Annotated in this window: 13 protein-coding genes; 3 read left to right on the forward strand and 10 right to left on the reverse strand. The window is 59.1% G+C overall.

Features of this window, described 5'->3' with window-relative positions; genetic code table 11:
• Position 1: 1 nt before the first annotated feature.
• The 7 genes from M1D43_RS31730 to bcsN form a co-directional block, all read right to left on the reverse strand.
• The gene (locus M1D43_RS31730; RefSeq protein WP_015242567.1) at positions 2–499 is read right to left on the reverse strand and encodes a Csu type fimbrial protein; all 498 of its coding nucleotides are present in this window, start codon (positions 497–499) and stop codon (positions 2–4) included.
• Positions 500–960: 461 nt separating this feature from the next.
• Entirely contained in the window at positions 961–1,860 is a 900-nt protein-coding gene (locus M1D43_RS31735; protein WP_498815208.1) for a PhnA-like protein, read from the reverse strand.
• Positions 1,861–2,137: 277 nt separating this feature from the next.
• Complete coding sequence (locus tag M1D43_RS31740) at positions 2,138–4,291, reverse strand: tetratricopeptide repeat protein (protein ID WP_498815169.1); 2,154 nt, start codon at positions 4,289–4,291, stop codon at positions 2,138–2,140.
• Positions 4,288–5,322 carry a family 8 glycosyl hydrolase gene (locus M1D43_RS31745; RefSeq protein ID WP_498815170.1) on the reverse strand — a complete coding sequence of 345 codons (1,035 nt, stop codon included), beginning with the start codon at positions 5,320–5,322 and terminating at the stop codon, positions 4,288–4,290. Before M1D43_RS31745 ends, M1D43_RS31740 begins: the two co-directional genes overlap by 4 nt.
• The gene (locus M1D43_RS31750; RefSeq protein ID WP_498815171.1) at positions 5,319–7,637 is read right to left on the reverse strand and encodes a cellulose biosynthesis cyclic di-GMP-binding regulatory protein BcsB; all 2,319 of its coding nucleotides are present in this window, start codon (positions 7,635–7,637) and stop codon (positions 5,319–5,321) included. Before M1D43_RS31750 ends, M1D43_RS31745 begins: the two co-directional genes overlap by 4 nt.
• Positions 7,638–7,654: 17 nt before the next feature.
• Positions 7,655–9,835 carry a UDP-forming cellulose synthase catalytic subunit gene (gene bcsA, locus M1D43_RS31755; RefSeq protein WP_498815173.1) on the reverse strand — a complete coding sequence of 727 codons (2,181 nt, stop codon included), beginning with the start codon at positions 9,833–9,835 and terminating at the stop codon, positions 7,655–7,657.
• Between the two features lie 79 nt (positions 9,836–9,914).
• Positions 9,915–10,850: a cellulose biosynthesis protein BcsN gene (gene bcsN, locus M1D43_RS31760; protein WP_498815174.1), complete on the reverse strand. Its 936-nt coding sequence runs from the start codon at positions 10,848–10,850 to the stop codon at positions 9,915–9,917.
• A gap of 294 nt (positions 10,851–11,144) precedes the next feature.
• Here bcsN and M1D43_RS31765 point away from each other — a divergent pair, with 294 nt between their 5' ends.
• Positions 11,145–11,537 (forward strand): response regulator, encoded by a 393-nt coding sequence (locus M1D43_RS31765; RefSeq protein ID WP_498815175.1) that lies wholly within the window; start codon positions 11,145–11,147, stop codon positions 11,535–11,537.
• Positions 11,538–11,743: 206 nt separating this feature from the next.
• Here M1D43_RS31765 and M1D43_RS31770 read toward each other — a convergent pair whose 3' ends face one another.
• Complete coding sequence (locus tag M1D43_RS31770; protein WP_498815177.1) at positions 11,744–12,184, reverse strand: hypothetical protein; 441 nt, start codon at positions 12,182–12,184, stop codon at positions 11,744–11,746.
• Positions 12,185–12,633: 449 nt separating this feature from the next.
• Positions 12,634–12,858, reverse strand: a complete 225-nt coding sequence (locus M1D43_RS31775; RefSeq protein WP_498815178.1) for a hypothetical protein — start codon at positions 12,856–12,858, stop codon at positions 12,634–12,636.
• On the opposite strand from M1D43_RS31775, the gene M1D43_RS31780 reads away from it, so the two are divergent.
• Complete coding sequence (locus M1D43_RS31780) at positions 12,857–13,204, forward strand: hypothetical protein (protein ID WP_498815179.1); 348 nt, start codon at positions 12,857–12,859, stop codon at positions 13,202–13,204. The two genes, M1D43_RS31775 and M1D43_RS31780, sit on opposite strands and share 2 nt — an antisense overlap.
• A gap of 169 nt (positions 13,205–13,373) precedes the next feature.
• Positions 13,374–13,772: a DUF6438 domain-containing protein gene (locus tag M1D43_RS31785; protein WP_498815180.1), complete on the forward strand. Its 399-nt coding sequence runs from the start codon at positions 13,374–13,376 to the stop codon at positions 13,770–13,772.
• 155 nt (positions 13,773–13,927) lie between these two features.
• Here M1D43_RS31785 and M1D43_RS31790 read toward each other — a convergent pair whose 3' ends face one another.
• Positions 13,928–15,565, reverse strand: a complete 1,638-nt coding sequence (locus M1D43_RS31790) for a putative bifunctional diguanylate cyclase/phosphodiesterase (RefSeq protein WP_498815181.1) — start codon at positions 15,563–15,565, stop codon at positions 13,928–13,930.
• Positions 15,566–16,134: the final 569 nt, after the last annotated feature.

Genomic DNA, 16,134 nt, shown 5'->3' on the forward strand with positions numbered 1-16,134 from the left:
CTTAATAGGTAACCGTGATGGCGACGATGTCGGAATAGACGCCGGCGGCCGGTGTGGTCTGTGGTGGGACCCGACCATATGCGGTCAAGTTTTGAACATTACCGTTGCCAGTTCCGGACACGACATCGCCGCCTGCCGTGACACCCCAAACTTGTGTCCGGGCGGCATCACGATAAATCGTGTAGTTGACTGTCGCCGAGGCCGGTCCGGTCATGCGCCGCACGGCGACCGTCGCGCCCGCGCCGTTACCCGCGTTCAAACCTACTGTGTAGGGCGTCCCGTTTGTGCATTGGACCGAAATCGTGCTTGTCTGATCGACGTTTGCGTCAATGACGCCCCGGGTGCCGAAGTCCAGGTCAGTCGCAGTGACAACTTTGCATTCCGCCTGAATGGTTATGCGGACGTTCATGTTTCCGGTTGCGGTCGCCGCCGGCGCCGGGCCGGTTGCGACACTACCCAGCAGTACCGCTATTGCTGCGGCACGAAGCAGTTTCAGCATGCGTAGCTCCTCTTAGGTTACCCCAAGACGCATGCCATCACGCCCTCTTTCGCATAGCCCCACGCGATGACCAAGACGTCAGATGCGGAGGATAAAACAATAAAATCACTGTCGACGCTACTTAATCTTGCAGTTTTTACGTCATTCACGGTCGCACACGGTTAGCAACGGGTGACATGAATGTAAAAACCCACTCAATTCTACTGTACTTTAGTAATTAAGTTTGTTGTTATATTCCATCCCGGCTTCTTAGCCTTGCTTCATTCGCGGTCTCGCTCATTGGGGCGGCCTCGCTCGTGTCGTCCGGCCTTCGTCCCGGCCGTCACGCGGAGAAGGCCCGCCTAGATACAGGTACACCGGGGACCACAGCGCGAACAGCCCACGACGGAGACCAGAAACGTCCTGCTGGACGCGGCCCATGTTATTCAGACGCTAAGAATCGTCCTAGATGGGAGCCATGCCTAGCCGACCCGGCGTGTGGTATTCGTCGGCACTACAGTTCGCGTCGTCCCGGACGCACCGCCGAACCAGGCGGCGACCGCGCCGATGACTAGCGAGACGAAGCCCAGAAGGGCTCCGCTTGAAACAACAGTTGCAGCGGTGTCGGCGGCTTCGGTCGCTTGCTGCTTGGCTCGTTCGAACGACGCCCTATAGCTTTCCTCGTACTGTTGAACTTGAGTGCGTGCCTGTTCGACCGAAATGTTCTGCGCCCGCGCAACCGCCTCGGCGGCGCGGTTGCGAGCCTCTTCAGCAGTTGCCTCGTCACCCGTGACAACGGCACGCATGGCGGCGACTGCGGCATCACGAAGCGCCGCCGGGTCGTTGCCTCCGGTGGCGCTTCTAATCTGTCGTTCGATATCGGCCATCGGGTCGACGGACGAAGCGACAGCGGGTGCGGCCGCAGTCGTCACCGTGGCGGCAGTCTTGCCGACGCCTCCGACGATGCTACTTAGGCCGCTAAAGGCGCCGCCGACCAGGGTGCCAACCGACGTTGTCAGCAGATATAGAACAACCAGCGTCGTGACCGCCCAACTGATCAGTCCATGGTAACTTCCGGTGGCCTTATTCGGGCGGCCTGAAACCCTGCTCGCTACATATCCGCCGACGAAAGCCGCGACGATTCCCGAGACAACGAACCAAAGACCGCCTGCAATCGAAAACGTGCTCGGATTCGGATTGTCGGCGGTTGCCGGATCGATGACCGCGGCTCCAATGCCTACACCCAAGAGGTTCAGCAGAAACTGGACAGCGAGAGCGAGGGCCACGCCGGCAAATACCGCACCCCAAGAAATTTTGTTAACAACGGCGTTCGCCGAAAGATCGTCAACGTCGGTGTCGCGAACGGCGATAGGATCGGTCATGCTGTTCTCCCTCATATTGCGAGGATTTGTGTTCGAACCAAAAACTCGTGAAACAGTTCCCCGCACCCCGCACAACCCGTTGGTCAATATAAACATGCAGGCAAACTGCTTTCGTTCACTTTGCCTTTTGCGCAGCGCGAACGTGCTGAGCGGTAATGGCGCTCATGATTTCTCCCGATTGTGACTATGAGGTGCGAGATTACGACGGATGGGCTAGCTCTGAACTGGCGTTAGGCACTGCCGACCTTCAGGATTGATACCGGCGCGTGCTGCACCGTTAGAATTTGCGCGGCCAGACCTGCTGCTCAGCTAGTACGTCCGAGAGCCCGCGTATTGCATCTCGGTTGCCAGTCGCGGCTGCAGCCTCGAAAATCTGTTTGGCCTGCGCGTAACGCTTGAGTTTCAGATAGGCATAGCCCCGCAGCACCATGAGGTCGGTTCGCTCGGTTGCCAGTTGGCGACGCTGCTCCAGAAACAGAAGTGTCTCGTTATAGCGTCCCGCGTCGAACGCGGCGACCGCTCGGTCGGCCAGTATAGCGGTCTGAAGCTCATTTCTGCGGGCAAGACCCTGTGGCGACTTCGCAGCCGCGACGGCCGCTTTCCCGGTCAGACCGGCGCGCAGATAGGCGAGGCTTTGTCCATAGGCAGCATCCTCGCGCAGTTTCGAAGCCGGCGCTCGCAGAGCGACCTCGAAAGCTTCGGCGGCTTCCAAAGGCCGGTTCAGGTCCATGAGGCACCAACCGCGTGCAAGCGCCGCCCCCGGCTGAAGGCCGCGCGGATCGCTCGACGTACGGCAGCCGCTCAGCTTGCGAGGGGTCGCTTGTGATCCACGGACGGCTCTCCCGAGCGGCGCGCCTTTCGGCGGCGCCGCCGCCGTTCTGATTGGCGCCGAACCAGCAGCGATCGTGGCCGATCCTGGCGGAGCCGCGTTGGCCTTCGGCGGGCCGTCCTCCTCATCACCTAAGCGCCCAATTCTATCGGACTTCGCCGCCCAAAGACGCTGGATCTCCGCGACCCCTGCCCTATCCCCGAGTTCGTTCCGGCTGATCGCAAGGCCATAGGCGGAGGGCTCGTCGTCTGGCTTCCAGCGAAGCGCGATCGAAAACCACTCCACCGCCGTGGCTGGCTGCCCAAGGAGACGCGCGTACCAACCGAATTGCTGGGCTGTCGCGGCATCGCGGCTCTTCATCGCCTCCTGTGCAATCCTATGAAGTACATCTGCGCCAAGAGCCACGGGCGGATCGATCGCCAGGAGGTTGGCGGTCGCGGCGAAGTAGGTCGCTCGCGCATCACTGGAGGCGTCCCGCCATGGGTAGAGCACCTTTTCGGCTTCCTCGGGTGCCTTGCGCTCGATCAGGACGAGCGCAAGGCCCTGTGATGCCGGGGCAGAGTCCTGTTTTTCGCGCGCCAGACGGAACCAGCGTTCCGCCTCACTCATGTTCTTGTGGCGAAGTTGATACCAGCCAAGGAGCAGCGCATCCGAAGCCGACCCCTCCGTTTCCGCCAGCCGCTCGACCCGCTGAACGTACTTCGGATCCACCTCGAGCGTCGCGTCCTCGTCGCCCGCGGCGACAAAGCGCCGGGCGAGATCGTCGCGAATGCTTTCGAACTCCAACGCCCCCGCGGAATTCGTTCTCTCATACGAGAGCAGATCCTGCATGCTCGAATAGGAAAGAATGGAGGCAGCCTTCTGCACGGTAGCGAGCCGTTCGGGCTCATTGTCGCAGTTCTTGAGAATGTAGAGATAGGCGTCGCGCGCCCGGGTCGGCCTCTTGGTCTCGGCAAAGGCTTCGGCCACACGCCAAAGAACGTCGATATCGCTGCACGTCAGGAGACTTGGCGTGCCTGCTCCTACCTGGATGACAGTTTCGTATTGCTTCAGATCGGAAGCATTGACGAGCCTGGCACGTGCTTCGGCTACATTCAGCCGGTCCAGCAAATCAGATGGAACCTGCCAGTCCGGATCAGTCGACTGACGTTCGGCTATGGCCTTCCGCACTTCCGCATAGCGCCCCTCGGAATAGAGCCGCCACATCGTCTCCAATTGAGCGTCGCTGTTCTGCGGCACCGCCAGCGGATCCTCAGGCGGCGTCCAGTTTGGATAAAGTGCCCGCAGTCGGGCGATCTCGGCTTCCAGACGCGCCGTATCGCCCTTGCTGGCGAAGTAACGCAAAGCTGATTCATCGACGCGCGGAGGCGGCGTATCTCGTGGAGGTTCAGAGGTGGCCGGTCCTTGAACCTGTGAGAGTTGAACAACATCTGGTGCTGCACCGGAAGGAGCGGTTGCCAGGTGACGTTCGGAAAAGGCGGCGCGCTCCGGGACCACATCGACGATCACGTTCGCCAATCCCTCGGGCAATTTCCCAACGAGCCCGGCGGCGGCAATCGCGGCGGTCACAACACCCATGGATGCAACAATCGGGAATTTCATAAGCACTCCGGACGCATTTCCTCCACGAAAGACAAACCCAGCAGGTGCAATGTCGAGGGGTAGTATTGGGTCGGATCAAACGTCTTCACGTCGTCGGGGAGCTTCGTCCCTTGGAGGACACAGGCCAGGATATGGTTAACAATCCGATAACCTGGATCGGTGAGGGTCTCCTTGACGGCACCGCTCTCGACATTGCTGAGCAGGACGGCACCTTCCTCGTTGGACATGCCCTTGTAGATCCGCGAAAGGAGCTCATTCTCTGTCCTTCCCGAGCGAACAAGATAAAGCGGGATGCGCAGCGCGTTATAGCCGAATTCGGGCGGGAAACCGTTTGCCGGCTTAAGCACGGTTCGTGCGCTAATCCAGTCAGCGGGCATCTCTTTTGGCCCGAACTCCAGTCTCTTGAGAATAGCTTCACCGTCTGCGGCGAGCGTCTTCCAGACAGGAGATGGAACCAATTGCTCGAGGATTGGAAAGGCTTCGAAGACCCAGTAGGACGGGTTGATGACCGGCCCGTCGGCCCGATCGGCCGCAGAAAATCCCTGCGCGCCCGGCAAGAGCAATGTCAGCCCCCCATGTTCGACGACAGTTTTCTCGAGAATCGCCTCTGCCAACCCGGTAGCCGCACGCGTGTAGTCCTTGCGATCCCAGAAATTCCCTGCGCGCGCCAAAGCGTAGGCGATCAAAATGTCGCCGTCTGTTGCATTGTTCGTATCGGCAACATGAGGCGTCTCGGCGGGGCTCCATTTCCAGGCCGCAAGGCCGTCGTCGCGCAGGAGGAGCTCGCGGCGCGTGAAAGACCAGATGAGTTCAAAATCGGCCCGGTTGCCCGCGAGGAAGGCCAATAGAAGGCCATAACCCTGGCCCTCGCTATGGCTGACATCACCGTTGGCGTCGTCGATAATCCGACCGCCCGGATCGAGAAATTGCGTCTTGTACTTTTGCCACGCCGTTTCGTCCACCGTCGCTTGCTCCTGGGCATGCGTTGGAGAAGCTAGCAGCAGGAGCATTAGCAGGACGAGTGGCTTCATTGGCGACGCCCCAATCTGGCAAGTAGGCTCGCCGTCGCCAATCCCAGCAGAACGACAAGGCAGACGAGCAGCACAGCGTACACCAATATGTTGCTCGACAACCAGTTGGCAAGAACAAGACGATAGTTCGCAAGCGAAGGTGGCCGAGTTTCAATGAACTCGAAATGTTGCGCCGGGATCGAACTGATCCGGTCGTTAGCGGGCTCGTAGATGGCGATGTGCCCCGACATCTGGCTCCATCTGGAAACATCCGAAATCGTAGATACCGCGTCGCGAAGATGTTCTGGTGTCGGCGCAGTGACGAGCGTCCAGGTCGCTCCCGCACCCGGATTTGACGATTGCGCGATGAGCAGTGTCGCAGTATTCGGCGGAGCAAAGGGAACCTCGTCGGGCGGGAGGAGCCTCAGTGAATTCAATGATATGTCGAAGGTGCTCTTCACCCAATCCTCAAGACCACGAAGTTGAGAGCGCCAGGTCCCGCCGTTCAAGCGGGTCTGCCAAGCGTCAAAGGCTGCCCGCGAATCGGCTAGAACCTCAGACGATGCGGAACTGCCCCAGGAGATCTGGCTGTTCAGGTCAATGCCGGCTTCTGTAAGGACGGATTTCGGAATCTGGGGCATCGCGCCGACGAAGAGCGCCTCCTGGTCCGTGGAAGCAACCGGCGACGTTATCGTTTCGATCGCCATCGGACGTCCCCCTGCCACGGCCAAGCGGGCGAGAAAGGTCGCCGCCGCTGAAAGACTAAGGGTCTCAGCCCTGTCTATATAGAGAGCGACCGGTTTGGTGCTGCTGCGAAACGGGTAGGCAGATCCCGCGGCTGCCGCGAGATCGGGAAGGCGCCCGATGCGTGCGAAGTCGGGCATTGCAAACTCTGATGTGTCGAATAGCGCGAAACGTGGCTCTGTCGAGGCGGCTGTTCCTGGCGCACATGTCCTATCAGCGTCGGTGAGAAGAACGGCCTCCAATTCGATGAGATTCGCGCCTGGGTGAAAATGGCGCAGCGTCACGTTGATCGGCAAGTGGCGCACCAAGCCACCCGAGGAGTCCAGCGGAACCGTTGAGGCGATATTTCCATTGACGTATATGTCGATTCGGCTGCCCGGCCCGACCGCCTTGGTGTAGCCGACGTCGAGAAGCACGGTCGCTTCGCCGTAGGCATTGGCGTAAAAATCCGGCGGAACCGCGACTGCGAAGGCAGTGCGGAAGCGGCGTCCGGAGAATTCTGTCGTCGACACGCCGAGCGCGGAAAACGGCAGCCTTTTGCCCGAGATCACCTGTGGCGCCTGGGGCAATCTCCACCTCCCCGTTTCAATAACGTCCCGCGCAACGTTGGCAGGATTATCCGTCACCCTCGTGATTGATTCGATAGCCGCTTCGACCGCCGACCAATCCGGACCAGTCAAAACGAGGAGCGGCGCCCGTTCCGGCCGACTTTCAACAAGGGCCGTCACCGCCGTGGTCGATGCCTCACGCGGCAGTGATGGGAAAAGAGGCTGTAGTTCCGCGACCGTTCCGGCAAGAACCGTCAGTTCCCCGGCTCTGCCGAGTTCCGGGAGATCTCCGCGAACGTCGAAGCTCTGTGTCGGCATGTGGCCAAGAAGGGCGAGGCCTTGCGCTAGCCGCATCAACGCGGCGGTGCGGCTCGGCTGGTCAAAAGCCGGTGCGACGATGTTGAACCGCGTGCGCCCACTGGCATCGACGCCGACCGCTTGGATATCTTCAAGGCTCGTGAGCCTTGCCGCATCCCGGCCTTCAAACTGGATGTAGACCTTTCCAGAGGCAATTTCGGTCCAGAGCTCGTATGTCGATTCGACGGTGCAGTCTGTCCGATGGCGCTGCTGCACCCGAAAGCGTATTTCGTTCGAGCCCGTCCGCAGAAGGTTCGACGGGAGCTTATGGCGCCGTGGTTCCGGTTTTTCCCCCGCCAGTACCGGCCCCTCGCCGACGAGCTTGCCGTTCACAAAGACCGACAGAACGGAACTTTCCGGCGCGATCACGATCGCGTTCCGGTACTCGAAAATGAGATCGCCGCCGGCGGCAGCTTGCGCCGGCGTCAAGTAGATCGACCACGCCCGCTCGTCGACTTCACCGGTCAGTGACAAACTGGAAAAGGGAACGATGTGCCTGCGATAAGATGCCGCGTCGTTCATCGGTGCGACTTGGATTTTTCCACCTTGGATGACGTCAGCCGGATCGTTAATTGAAGGTCGCTCCTGTTGTTTGGGCGCGGGCTGTTCTTCAATGGGGCGTTCGCCGGTCATGTCGAACGGCGCGGGTTGAGCTCCCAAGGGTCCACAGGCAAGCAGTGCCACCACGAAGGCCGATAATCTCTTCAACGAACCACCCTCGCCTCTTTGCGGGAAGAACCGAGGCTGCGGAGGAAATAGATTAGGCCCCGGCCCATCTGGTAGAAGGCAAGCCAGAGGAACCAAAGGGTACCGCGAACCAGACCCGGATTGCCGCGGCGCTTGTGCTGGAATTCGCTCCATTGCCGGGAATTTGCGAACAGCAGATCTGCGACGAGGCTATGGTGGCGGGCAACCTCCGGCAGGAAGCGGCAACCGACTGCGGTAATATCGCCGGTAACTTCCACGTTTCTGACTGCCATCGGCAGAATCTCGACAGTGCCATCCCCAGCGAAAGGCTCGAAGCGGATTTCCGTCCGCGCCTCGACAGACAAATCGTCCTTGGCAAGTCCATAAACCTGGATGCGGGCCCCATTCGCGGAGACGTCCTCGATCGTCGCCGGATACCACCGTTCGCCGGTCGAGAATTCGCAGCGGCGACTTATTTTGACGCGTCGCGACGCGGCTTTTTCCCCACGTTCGGAGACGACACCCAGAGCACATCCGGCCATTATGAGGTTGAGAAGGTTCCAGCCACCAACGACCATGGTGATATCCGCTTTATAGGGTTCCATGTAGACCCGGTACGCGGTCACCAACAACGCGATGAAGAGGACAATGAAGACCACAAAAAAGGGTCGACCTATCTCCGATAGACGGCTCTCCTTGATGGATTCGTCCTTTGCGGTGACCTTGAAGGTCGGCTTACGCGGATTCAACACCACCGAAACGACAGCGGGAAGAAGGTGAACGGTCTGGACGTACTCGTAGAGTTCGGAGATCCACGGCCATCGGAACGAACCATAGAGGTAGTTCTGCATCATCAGGTTCACCACGAGGTAGGCAAGCGTATATCCCATGAACTCGCCGCCCGACGCGGTGAATATTTGTAGATCGAAAAACAGGTAGCAGAGCGGCGCGAACAGGAAGATCGTGCGCGGAAACGGGAAAAGCCAAAACAGTGTTGACGACATGTAGCAGAGGCGCTGTGGTATCGTCAGCCCACGCTTGAACAGGGGGAATCGGAACATCAGGATTTGCATCATCCCCTGCGCCCAGCGGCTCCGCTGACCGATGAAGCTTGCGAATGTCGCGGGTTGTAACCCTGCGATCAGCGGGCGATCGACATAGACGCTGTTCCAACCCCGTCCGTGCAGCGCCAGCGCCGTTTCGCAATCCTCGGTGATGCTCTTGCCGCTGAAGCCACCCGTATCCTCGAGCGCCTTGCGTCTAAGCACGGCGGCGGAACCGCAGAAGAAAGCGGCGTTCCACTTATCAAGACCACGCTGGATAATGCCGTAGAACATTTCGTTTTCGCTCGGCATCTTCTCGAATGTTCTGAGATTGCGCTCGAGCGGATCCGGGTTGAGAAAGAAATGCGGCGTCTGCACGAGAAACAGGCGCGGATCGTCCTCGAAGTAGCCGACGGTCTCCAGCAGGAAGTCGCGGGCGGGCGCATGATCCGCGTCGAAAACAGCGATCAGATCTCCGTCGGAATGCGACATGCCATTGTTGAGATTGCCGGCTTTGGCGTGCTCGTTGCGATCGCGTGTGAGGTAACGGACCCCGAGATCGGTGCACAGCTTTTGCAGTTCCAGATTGCGTGCGGTGGCGCGTTGCGCTTCAACGAGATTTGTCGAATTCCGCTTCTGCAGCGTACCGCCGTCGTCCAGCAACCACACCGTAAGCTTGTCTTCTGGATAGTCCATGCCTTTGGCAGCCGCGAGCGTGTTGGCAAGGAGAGATGCGTCTTCGTTGTAGGAAGGAACGAACACGTCGACCTTCGGATAGTTGCCTGGCGTTGCTGCCCGGGAGGGTCGCGGGGGAAGTGGCATGGCGACGACGAAGAGGCTGAGCGCCAGCATCATGACGCTATACATTTCAGCGAGATAGAGAAGGAAGCCGGGGATGAAGTTCTCAGGCTGGTTGATGGGCGGCAATGTTCCGGTCGTGCGCCAATAGACATAGCGCAGCACCACCGCCGTTCCGAAGGCGAGCGCAATCAGGCGCCACCTACCCCCGGCATTCACGAGCTTGATAGCGGCCATCAGCGTTACGATGAGAAGGCTGGCGATCAACTGCGTCTGTAAGTTGACCGGCAGCGTGATGATCGCCACGACACAGAGTGAGATGAACGCCCAGACAGCAAGGACGAAAACTTTACGCATAGATCTGCCTTCTAGCAAACGGCGTCATGCAGTACTGCTGGCCCAAGATGAGCCTGTTTCAAGATCGGCGAGCCGCGGCTCAAGGGCATTCACTTGCCGGCTGCGCTCCACAAGCCGGCGTGGGAACGACAGTCGCGCTATTGCCGGACAGAACCGGCGGATTCATTTGAGGCGAACCGGTGGGTGTAGGGACCACGGTCGCGGCAGGGGCCGCCGTCCGCTGTTGCGGCTCCGGCCTGATCGCACTCGTAGGCTCGGGAGGCGACCGCACCACTCTGACCGGCTGAATGGGCGCTCCCGCCGCAGCGAGCGGCCGCTCATGCCTATAGATCGGGTTTCCCGCCCGGCCCAAAGCCGGATCAACGGCAGGTGGTTCGCCATAGGGGTTCCAGTCCGGATCAGCGAAAGTGCCAAGGATCGTATAGCCATACACAGCCGCCAGAAGCTCGCTTTGCGTCGCACCGGTCTTGCAATAGCGAAGGCGGATCTGGATGGTTCCATAGTCCCGCAATGGCGAGCGGCGGTGCTGGGGCGGCCGTATTTGTTGCCAGGCGTAAAGACAGGAATCGTCGCCCTGACCGCGGCCGAAGGCGTAGCTGAACGGACCGTAGTTATTTTGCAGGTAATCGGCCGTTTGCCTCAGGGCCGCTCCGGGTATTGCGCGATGGGCCTCCCGCATCATCTCGGAAGACCGGATCGGAACGTAGGCGGTTCTCTCCTGCGCGTTGCTTGCGCCTACAGGTCCAAAAAACTGCACGCGCAAGACGTTCTGGCCCGGCGTGGCAGCGGATGTGTGCAGATAGATGTCCTGCTCCACTGCGTTCGAGGTCCGCCGCTCGACGACGCTTAGTACTGCCGGGCCGCCAGGTGGCGGCAGCACGAGAGCACTCTCGGGCGGCACCATTGCCGCTGCCGTTGGCATGCGCACGCCCTCTCGGGCGGTACAACCCGCGAGCAGCATACATAAGAAAATGACCGGCGAGCCGGAGCGCCGACTCAGTAACCGCTTTGCCATACGGCCATCAATAATTCATTCGAGCTAGAGTTCAACCGGAAGGAAGGGCAGTTCGAGCAACAGGGCGCACAGCGCCGCAAGCACCTGTGAAAAAGCAGGCGGCCGAATTTTCCAGTCCAGTGCAGAACCTGGTAATCGGAATCTCGCCGTGACGGCGGCGCCTGCCGGCACCTACTCCGACTGGCTACCTGACGGCCGCTCGAACTTCCCACGAGATTTCCTATCCATCCGAAGGAGAGACGAAGGGAACCGTTGCGCTTCCTGGGCGTTTCCTGCGACAAGTCAGGGGGATTGATGGAACCGGTTACGATCATACTCGTCGAAGACGAGGGGCTGTTGCTCTTGGAGTTTGAAGCGGCGCTGACTGAGGGCGGTTTCGATGTCGCTTCCTTCAGCAGTTCAGCAAAGGCAGTCACCTACCTCAACAGCGAGCAAAATACCGCCATGGGTTTGATTACCGATATCAGGCTCTCCAGTGAGGAGCTCGATGGCTGGGAGATAGCACGCATCGCTCGCGAGCGGGACCCCGATATAGGGGTTGTGTACGTCAGTGGACACGGCGCCGCAGATTGGCCGTCCATGGGGGTTCCGAACAGCATTATGCTGGAGAAACCTTTCGCGATGCCCCAACTGATGACCGCCATCTCGCAACTGCTTAATGATCGAGCCTCCTCTGCGAGTGAGTAGACCCATCGAAGTTCTACCAGCTCGCCCCGGATGATTATCCAGCCGGTGGGGATAGGAGCACTCAATAAGTCACGCTGTTCTTCCCAGTTGCCATGAGGCGTTCGCTCGAGCCGACGAGAAGCCTTTCGCCTTGAGCGCAGCCCTCGATTGCACGCATCGCTTTCGTGAGACGCAGCATGAGCACGTCCGCTCAGCCATGAGTTCCATCAATCTCGGTTGCCGCTTCGACGGTAAATTCCCGTAAAGGTCACATTGAGACCCCCGCACTGACCATTGTCCGAAACGTCCAAATGATCGCCGCTCTGTTCGATGCGGAGCCGGCATGAGAAGTGATCGCCTCCCTCAAATTCGATCGCCCGCCCATCGTCGATAGTGAAAGCAATCACGCGGACATCGCCTTCGGGTACGCTCCAGACAACGGAAAAGCTTCCAGCGTTGATCGATCCGGAGGCGATCCGATCGGAATCTTGAGCGCCAAACGTCGCTGCGCCTTCGATCAAAAGTTCCTTCGCCCGCGAGCCCGCCGATATGCCGATCGTCTTTTCATTTCCAGAATGCCATTCCCCGATCCATGCGGAGACGTCCGCCCGGGCTGCTGTATGCCCGAAAAATAGGACCATGACGATGCAGGCAGCGAGAAGCGGCATAGTCGAGTGATCCTTCGTGCGGCATCGACGAAGAGCGCAGCATAGCGCATCTTTGTACCGTGAGTGAGGATGCAAGTGGTTAAAGGCCTGCGGAATCATCGTGATGGTTTCGGTCTGGAAGATTGGGGTGCAGTCAATCGTATCTCGCCTGGGCACCCATGAGGCTACTGTCGCTGCTGGATGAAAGTTCCGTGGACGTAGCGTAGACGGACGAGCGGCAGAACCTGACGGAACTCGAAGTCTCCGTCCAGACCTCACAGATATGGTCGGGAAATCTCGGCAGCCGGAATTTCCCTCCCGTATTTGACCCTTATCGCGTCCAGGTTTTGGCGACCGGTACTGCCCTGGGAACCTGCCGCAGGTACCGACCCTCCTCCTCCAAACTGACAATCTCGCCGCGGGCAAGCACCGGGCGCCTAAATGTCTCTGGCGTCCTGAACCAAGCTCGGTCACCTGGAGGCGCTTCTCCTCGGGAAGATCATACCTCTCCTGAGCGCATCATTGACGTTCAACAGATAGGCGATGCTGTGCGCTTCTTGCTCGGCATAATCCACGGCCACACCTTCATCGCCGAAGGTCACAGGGAGGCCGGTGAACACGTCGAACACCGTCCATGTGCCATCGGGTTCCTGTCTGATGCGATACCTGCGCGTCGTCATAATCGGAAAATGCATGAAGAAACCAAATGTTACTAAAAAAAATGCTGGAGCGCAGATGGATAGCCGCATGTTCAAAATAGGGGCATGTCCTCTAGAAGTTCATTTATGCGCTGGGCAATCGAAGGTCCGTGACTTCGAAGACTGGCCATGCGTGCTGCCCTCCCGCAGTCCGCAGGGCATCAGCGTTGTAGGAGAAGTTCGCCACCAGGGAGATGCGCGCGATGCTTTCCACTGTGCCATGTTGCTCGGCATTCCTCAGCAACATCGCCTGGCACGATCTCCCTTGGGCACAGAGGCTAGCCAAGTAGAAGGCCAAGTGCAGGATGCTCTCACATCTTTCTTTCCGCCGATCCCGGAATAGGCGCTCGGAGGCTTTTAGGGTAACGTTTGCTCTCCAGAGCGAAACCAAGGCCATGTCAATCATCACGAGAGCAGCGATCACAACCATTTTGGCAACCTTTGCGCCGAGCGTACCGGCGCTGGGCCAAAGCATCACCTTCGAGCACGGCCCCTGCCTGGGTGAGTGCCCAGTGTATAGCTTCGAGGTAACCGCCGATGGCGGCGGAATGTTCGATGGACGCCAATTCACGACGGCCCGCGGGCGACACCTATTCTCGATCACCCCGGAAGAATGGTCGGCTTTCCAGCGAGTTCTCGCTCCCTATCGCCCGAAAGGAACGGAAGACATTTCCGTCGGCCATTCTCGATGCGACCGAATGGTGACCGACCACGCAACCGTGGCAGTTACCTGGGCGGACCAGAACCGCACGGACCGCCTCGTATTCAATTTCGGCTGCAAGGACCCGGAGAACGGCGCAATGGCGCAGGTACTGATCGATGCGCCCGACATCCTGCCGGTCGGGAAGTTCATTGAAGACCGGCGCCTCGAGGATGGCGCGTGGGACCGGCACCAATTTACCGACCAATAGTCTGGCCCGAGGTGATCGCCGTGCCTCGCCGTTACGAGCTCGCGCTATTTGGCATCCTCTAGCGTGTACAATCTCGTTTGCCAAAGCGGGCATCGAGAATGCTAGGTTCCCCCATCAGCGGCCTGGAATTTACGAGCATTCCTCAATGGGTTGATTTATCGGCTCGCCATGGATGATTGCCGTAGGAATTTTTCCATCGAGGCGGCGGGTATAGGGGCGCTGAACAGGTTGCCCTGCAGCCGATCGCAACCTTGCTTCCCAAGCCAGTTCGCCTGATCCCTTGTCTCCACACCTTCGGCTGTGACCCGCATTCCCAAACCGTGCGCAAGTGCGATGATGGCGCGGACGATCGTCTGACTCTTGTCGTCGGTCTCGACGTCCTTGATAAAATATCGATCGATCTTGATGTTATCGAAAGGGAAATTCTTGAGATACGCCAAGGAGGAATATTGCGTCCCGAAGTCGTCGAGCGAGATTTTGACGCCCAGCACCTCCAGAGTATGCAGCGTGTCAAGATTGTTGATGGTGCGCTCGAGCAGCACCGATTCGGTGATTTCCAGTTCAAGCCGTTCCGGCGGCAGACCCACGGAATCGACGGTGTGGGCAATACGATCGGTGAGTCCCTTGCGCAGGAACTCGGCCGGCGAGAGATTGACCGCTACGGTAAAGTGGTCGGGCCACGTGACCGCTTGTCGACAGGCCTGATCGAGCACCCATTCGCCGATTTCTCCCATCAGTCCGTCCGCTTCCGCCATGGGAATGAACAGACTTGGCGGGACTGTTCCAGCATAAGGGTGCTGCCACCGCAGCAGAGCCTCGAAGCCGACGATCGCGTTGGATTCTACGAGTGGTTGGTATTCGAGGAAGAACTGCCGCTCCTGCAACGCAACGCGCAGACTGCGCCTTAGCATCTCGCGCTGTTCCAACATAATGAGCATGGAGCGATTGAAGCTTCTGGCTCGCCCGCGTCCGTCGTTCTTGGCAGCATAGAGCGCTATATCCGCAGCCCTCATTAACTGCTCGCTGTCGTTTCCGTCCTCCGGTGCGAGTGCAATTCCGACGCTCGCACCAACGTACACATCGATGCCGTCCAGGGTGAACGGCTCTTTGAAGGCATCCACGATCGATTCCGCGAGGAGTTCGGCTTCCATCGGCCAACCACTTCGCTGGATGACGGCAAATTCATCGCCGGCAAGCCGATAAGCGATGTCTCCCACACGAAGCAGGCCCTGAAGTCGCTCAGCGGTCCCCTGGAGGACGAGGTCGCCGGCAGCGTGCCCGAGCGTGTCGTTGACAGGTTTGAAGTCGTCCAGATCGATCTGCATAAGCGCAAGTCTTTCCCCCCCTTGCACAGGCAGGCGGGCATCGAGATCGTCGCTGAATTGCCGACGATTTGGTAGTCCGGTTAATGCGTCGTGCATTGCCTGATGGCGAAGGCGGACGCGCTCGTCGCTCTCGGAATGCGAAGACAACGCCAGGGTTGCGGCCTCTCCCAACTCGAAGATCCCGAGGAGGCCACGTTCCGTGCGGAAGATAAAGAGCTTGCGCGCAGGGGCGACGTCGATCGTTCGGGGGAAACCGGTGGCACGCACCGATTCCACGACCAGCTTGTGGGTAGAACTCAAGAGCTCCGGATACACACTCCAAATTGTGGCGTGCCATGACACGGCGATCTGATATTTCCGCCCGACGGCAGCAGAACACCCAACCAGTCTGGCGTTACTCTCATAAAACGAAATGAGCTCTTCGGCTTCCCTGAGAGAAAAACCAAACGCCGCATCAAAATCACTCATTCCCGAAACTCTCGTTGCTTCCGAGGCTTTTCGCACTTCGCTGTAAGTCGTACGGCTCGATCAGTGGCCCCGTTGCCAGCCTTCGGTCGGTTTTGAGTCCGCCCTCATGTCGCTGCTCGCTGTTCCACCTTCTCGCTCAAAGGTTATAGCAACGGCCTGACCAAACGCAAAGCGGGTGCGCAGAAGGCAGAAGTGGCTGAATCTAATGCGCGAAGCCGCTTGTTGGCTGTCGCTAGGAGCCGCGTGTCCGGCAGAATTGAAAGCAATCCTTTGGCCGGAAGGGTACAAGCCTCCCACAAGCATTGGCGAATACTCCACAGATTGTACAATTAACGCCGGGTGATTTGTTTGCGATATATACTCGAAATCGTTGATGATGAAGGGCAGAGTCGCGCGTATGTCGCCTCGCATATGTATCGTAGAGCAGATAAACTGATCCTCTGTCATCGAGATGCGGAAGTCGGCATCGACATTTGTCGGATTGGCGACTGGTGCGCAGTCGACGAGGACGAAGTGCAACGAGTGAGGAGCGCCCGAACTAGTTCGCTGCATGATTGTTGAAGTGTGCC

This window comes from Ensifer sp. R1-3, from assembly GCF_056739175.1.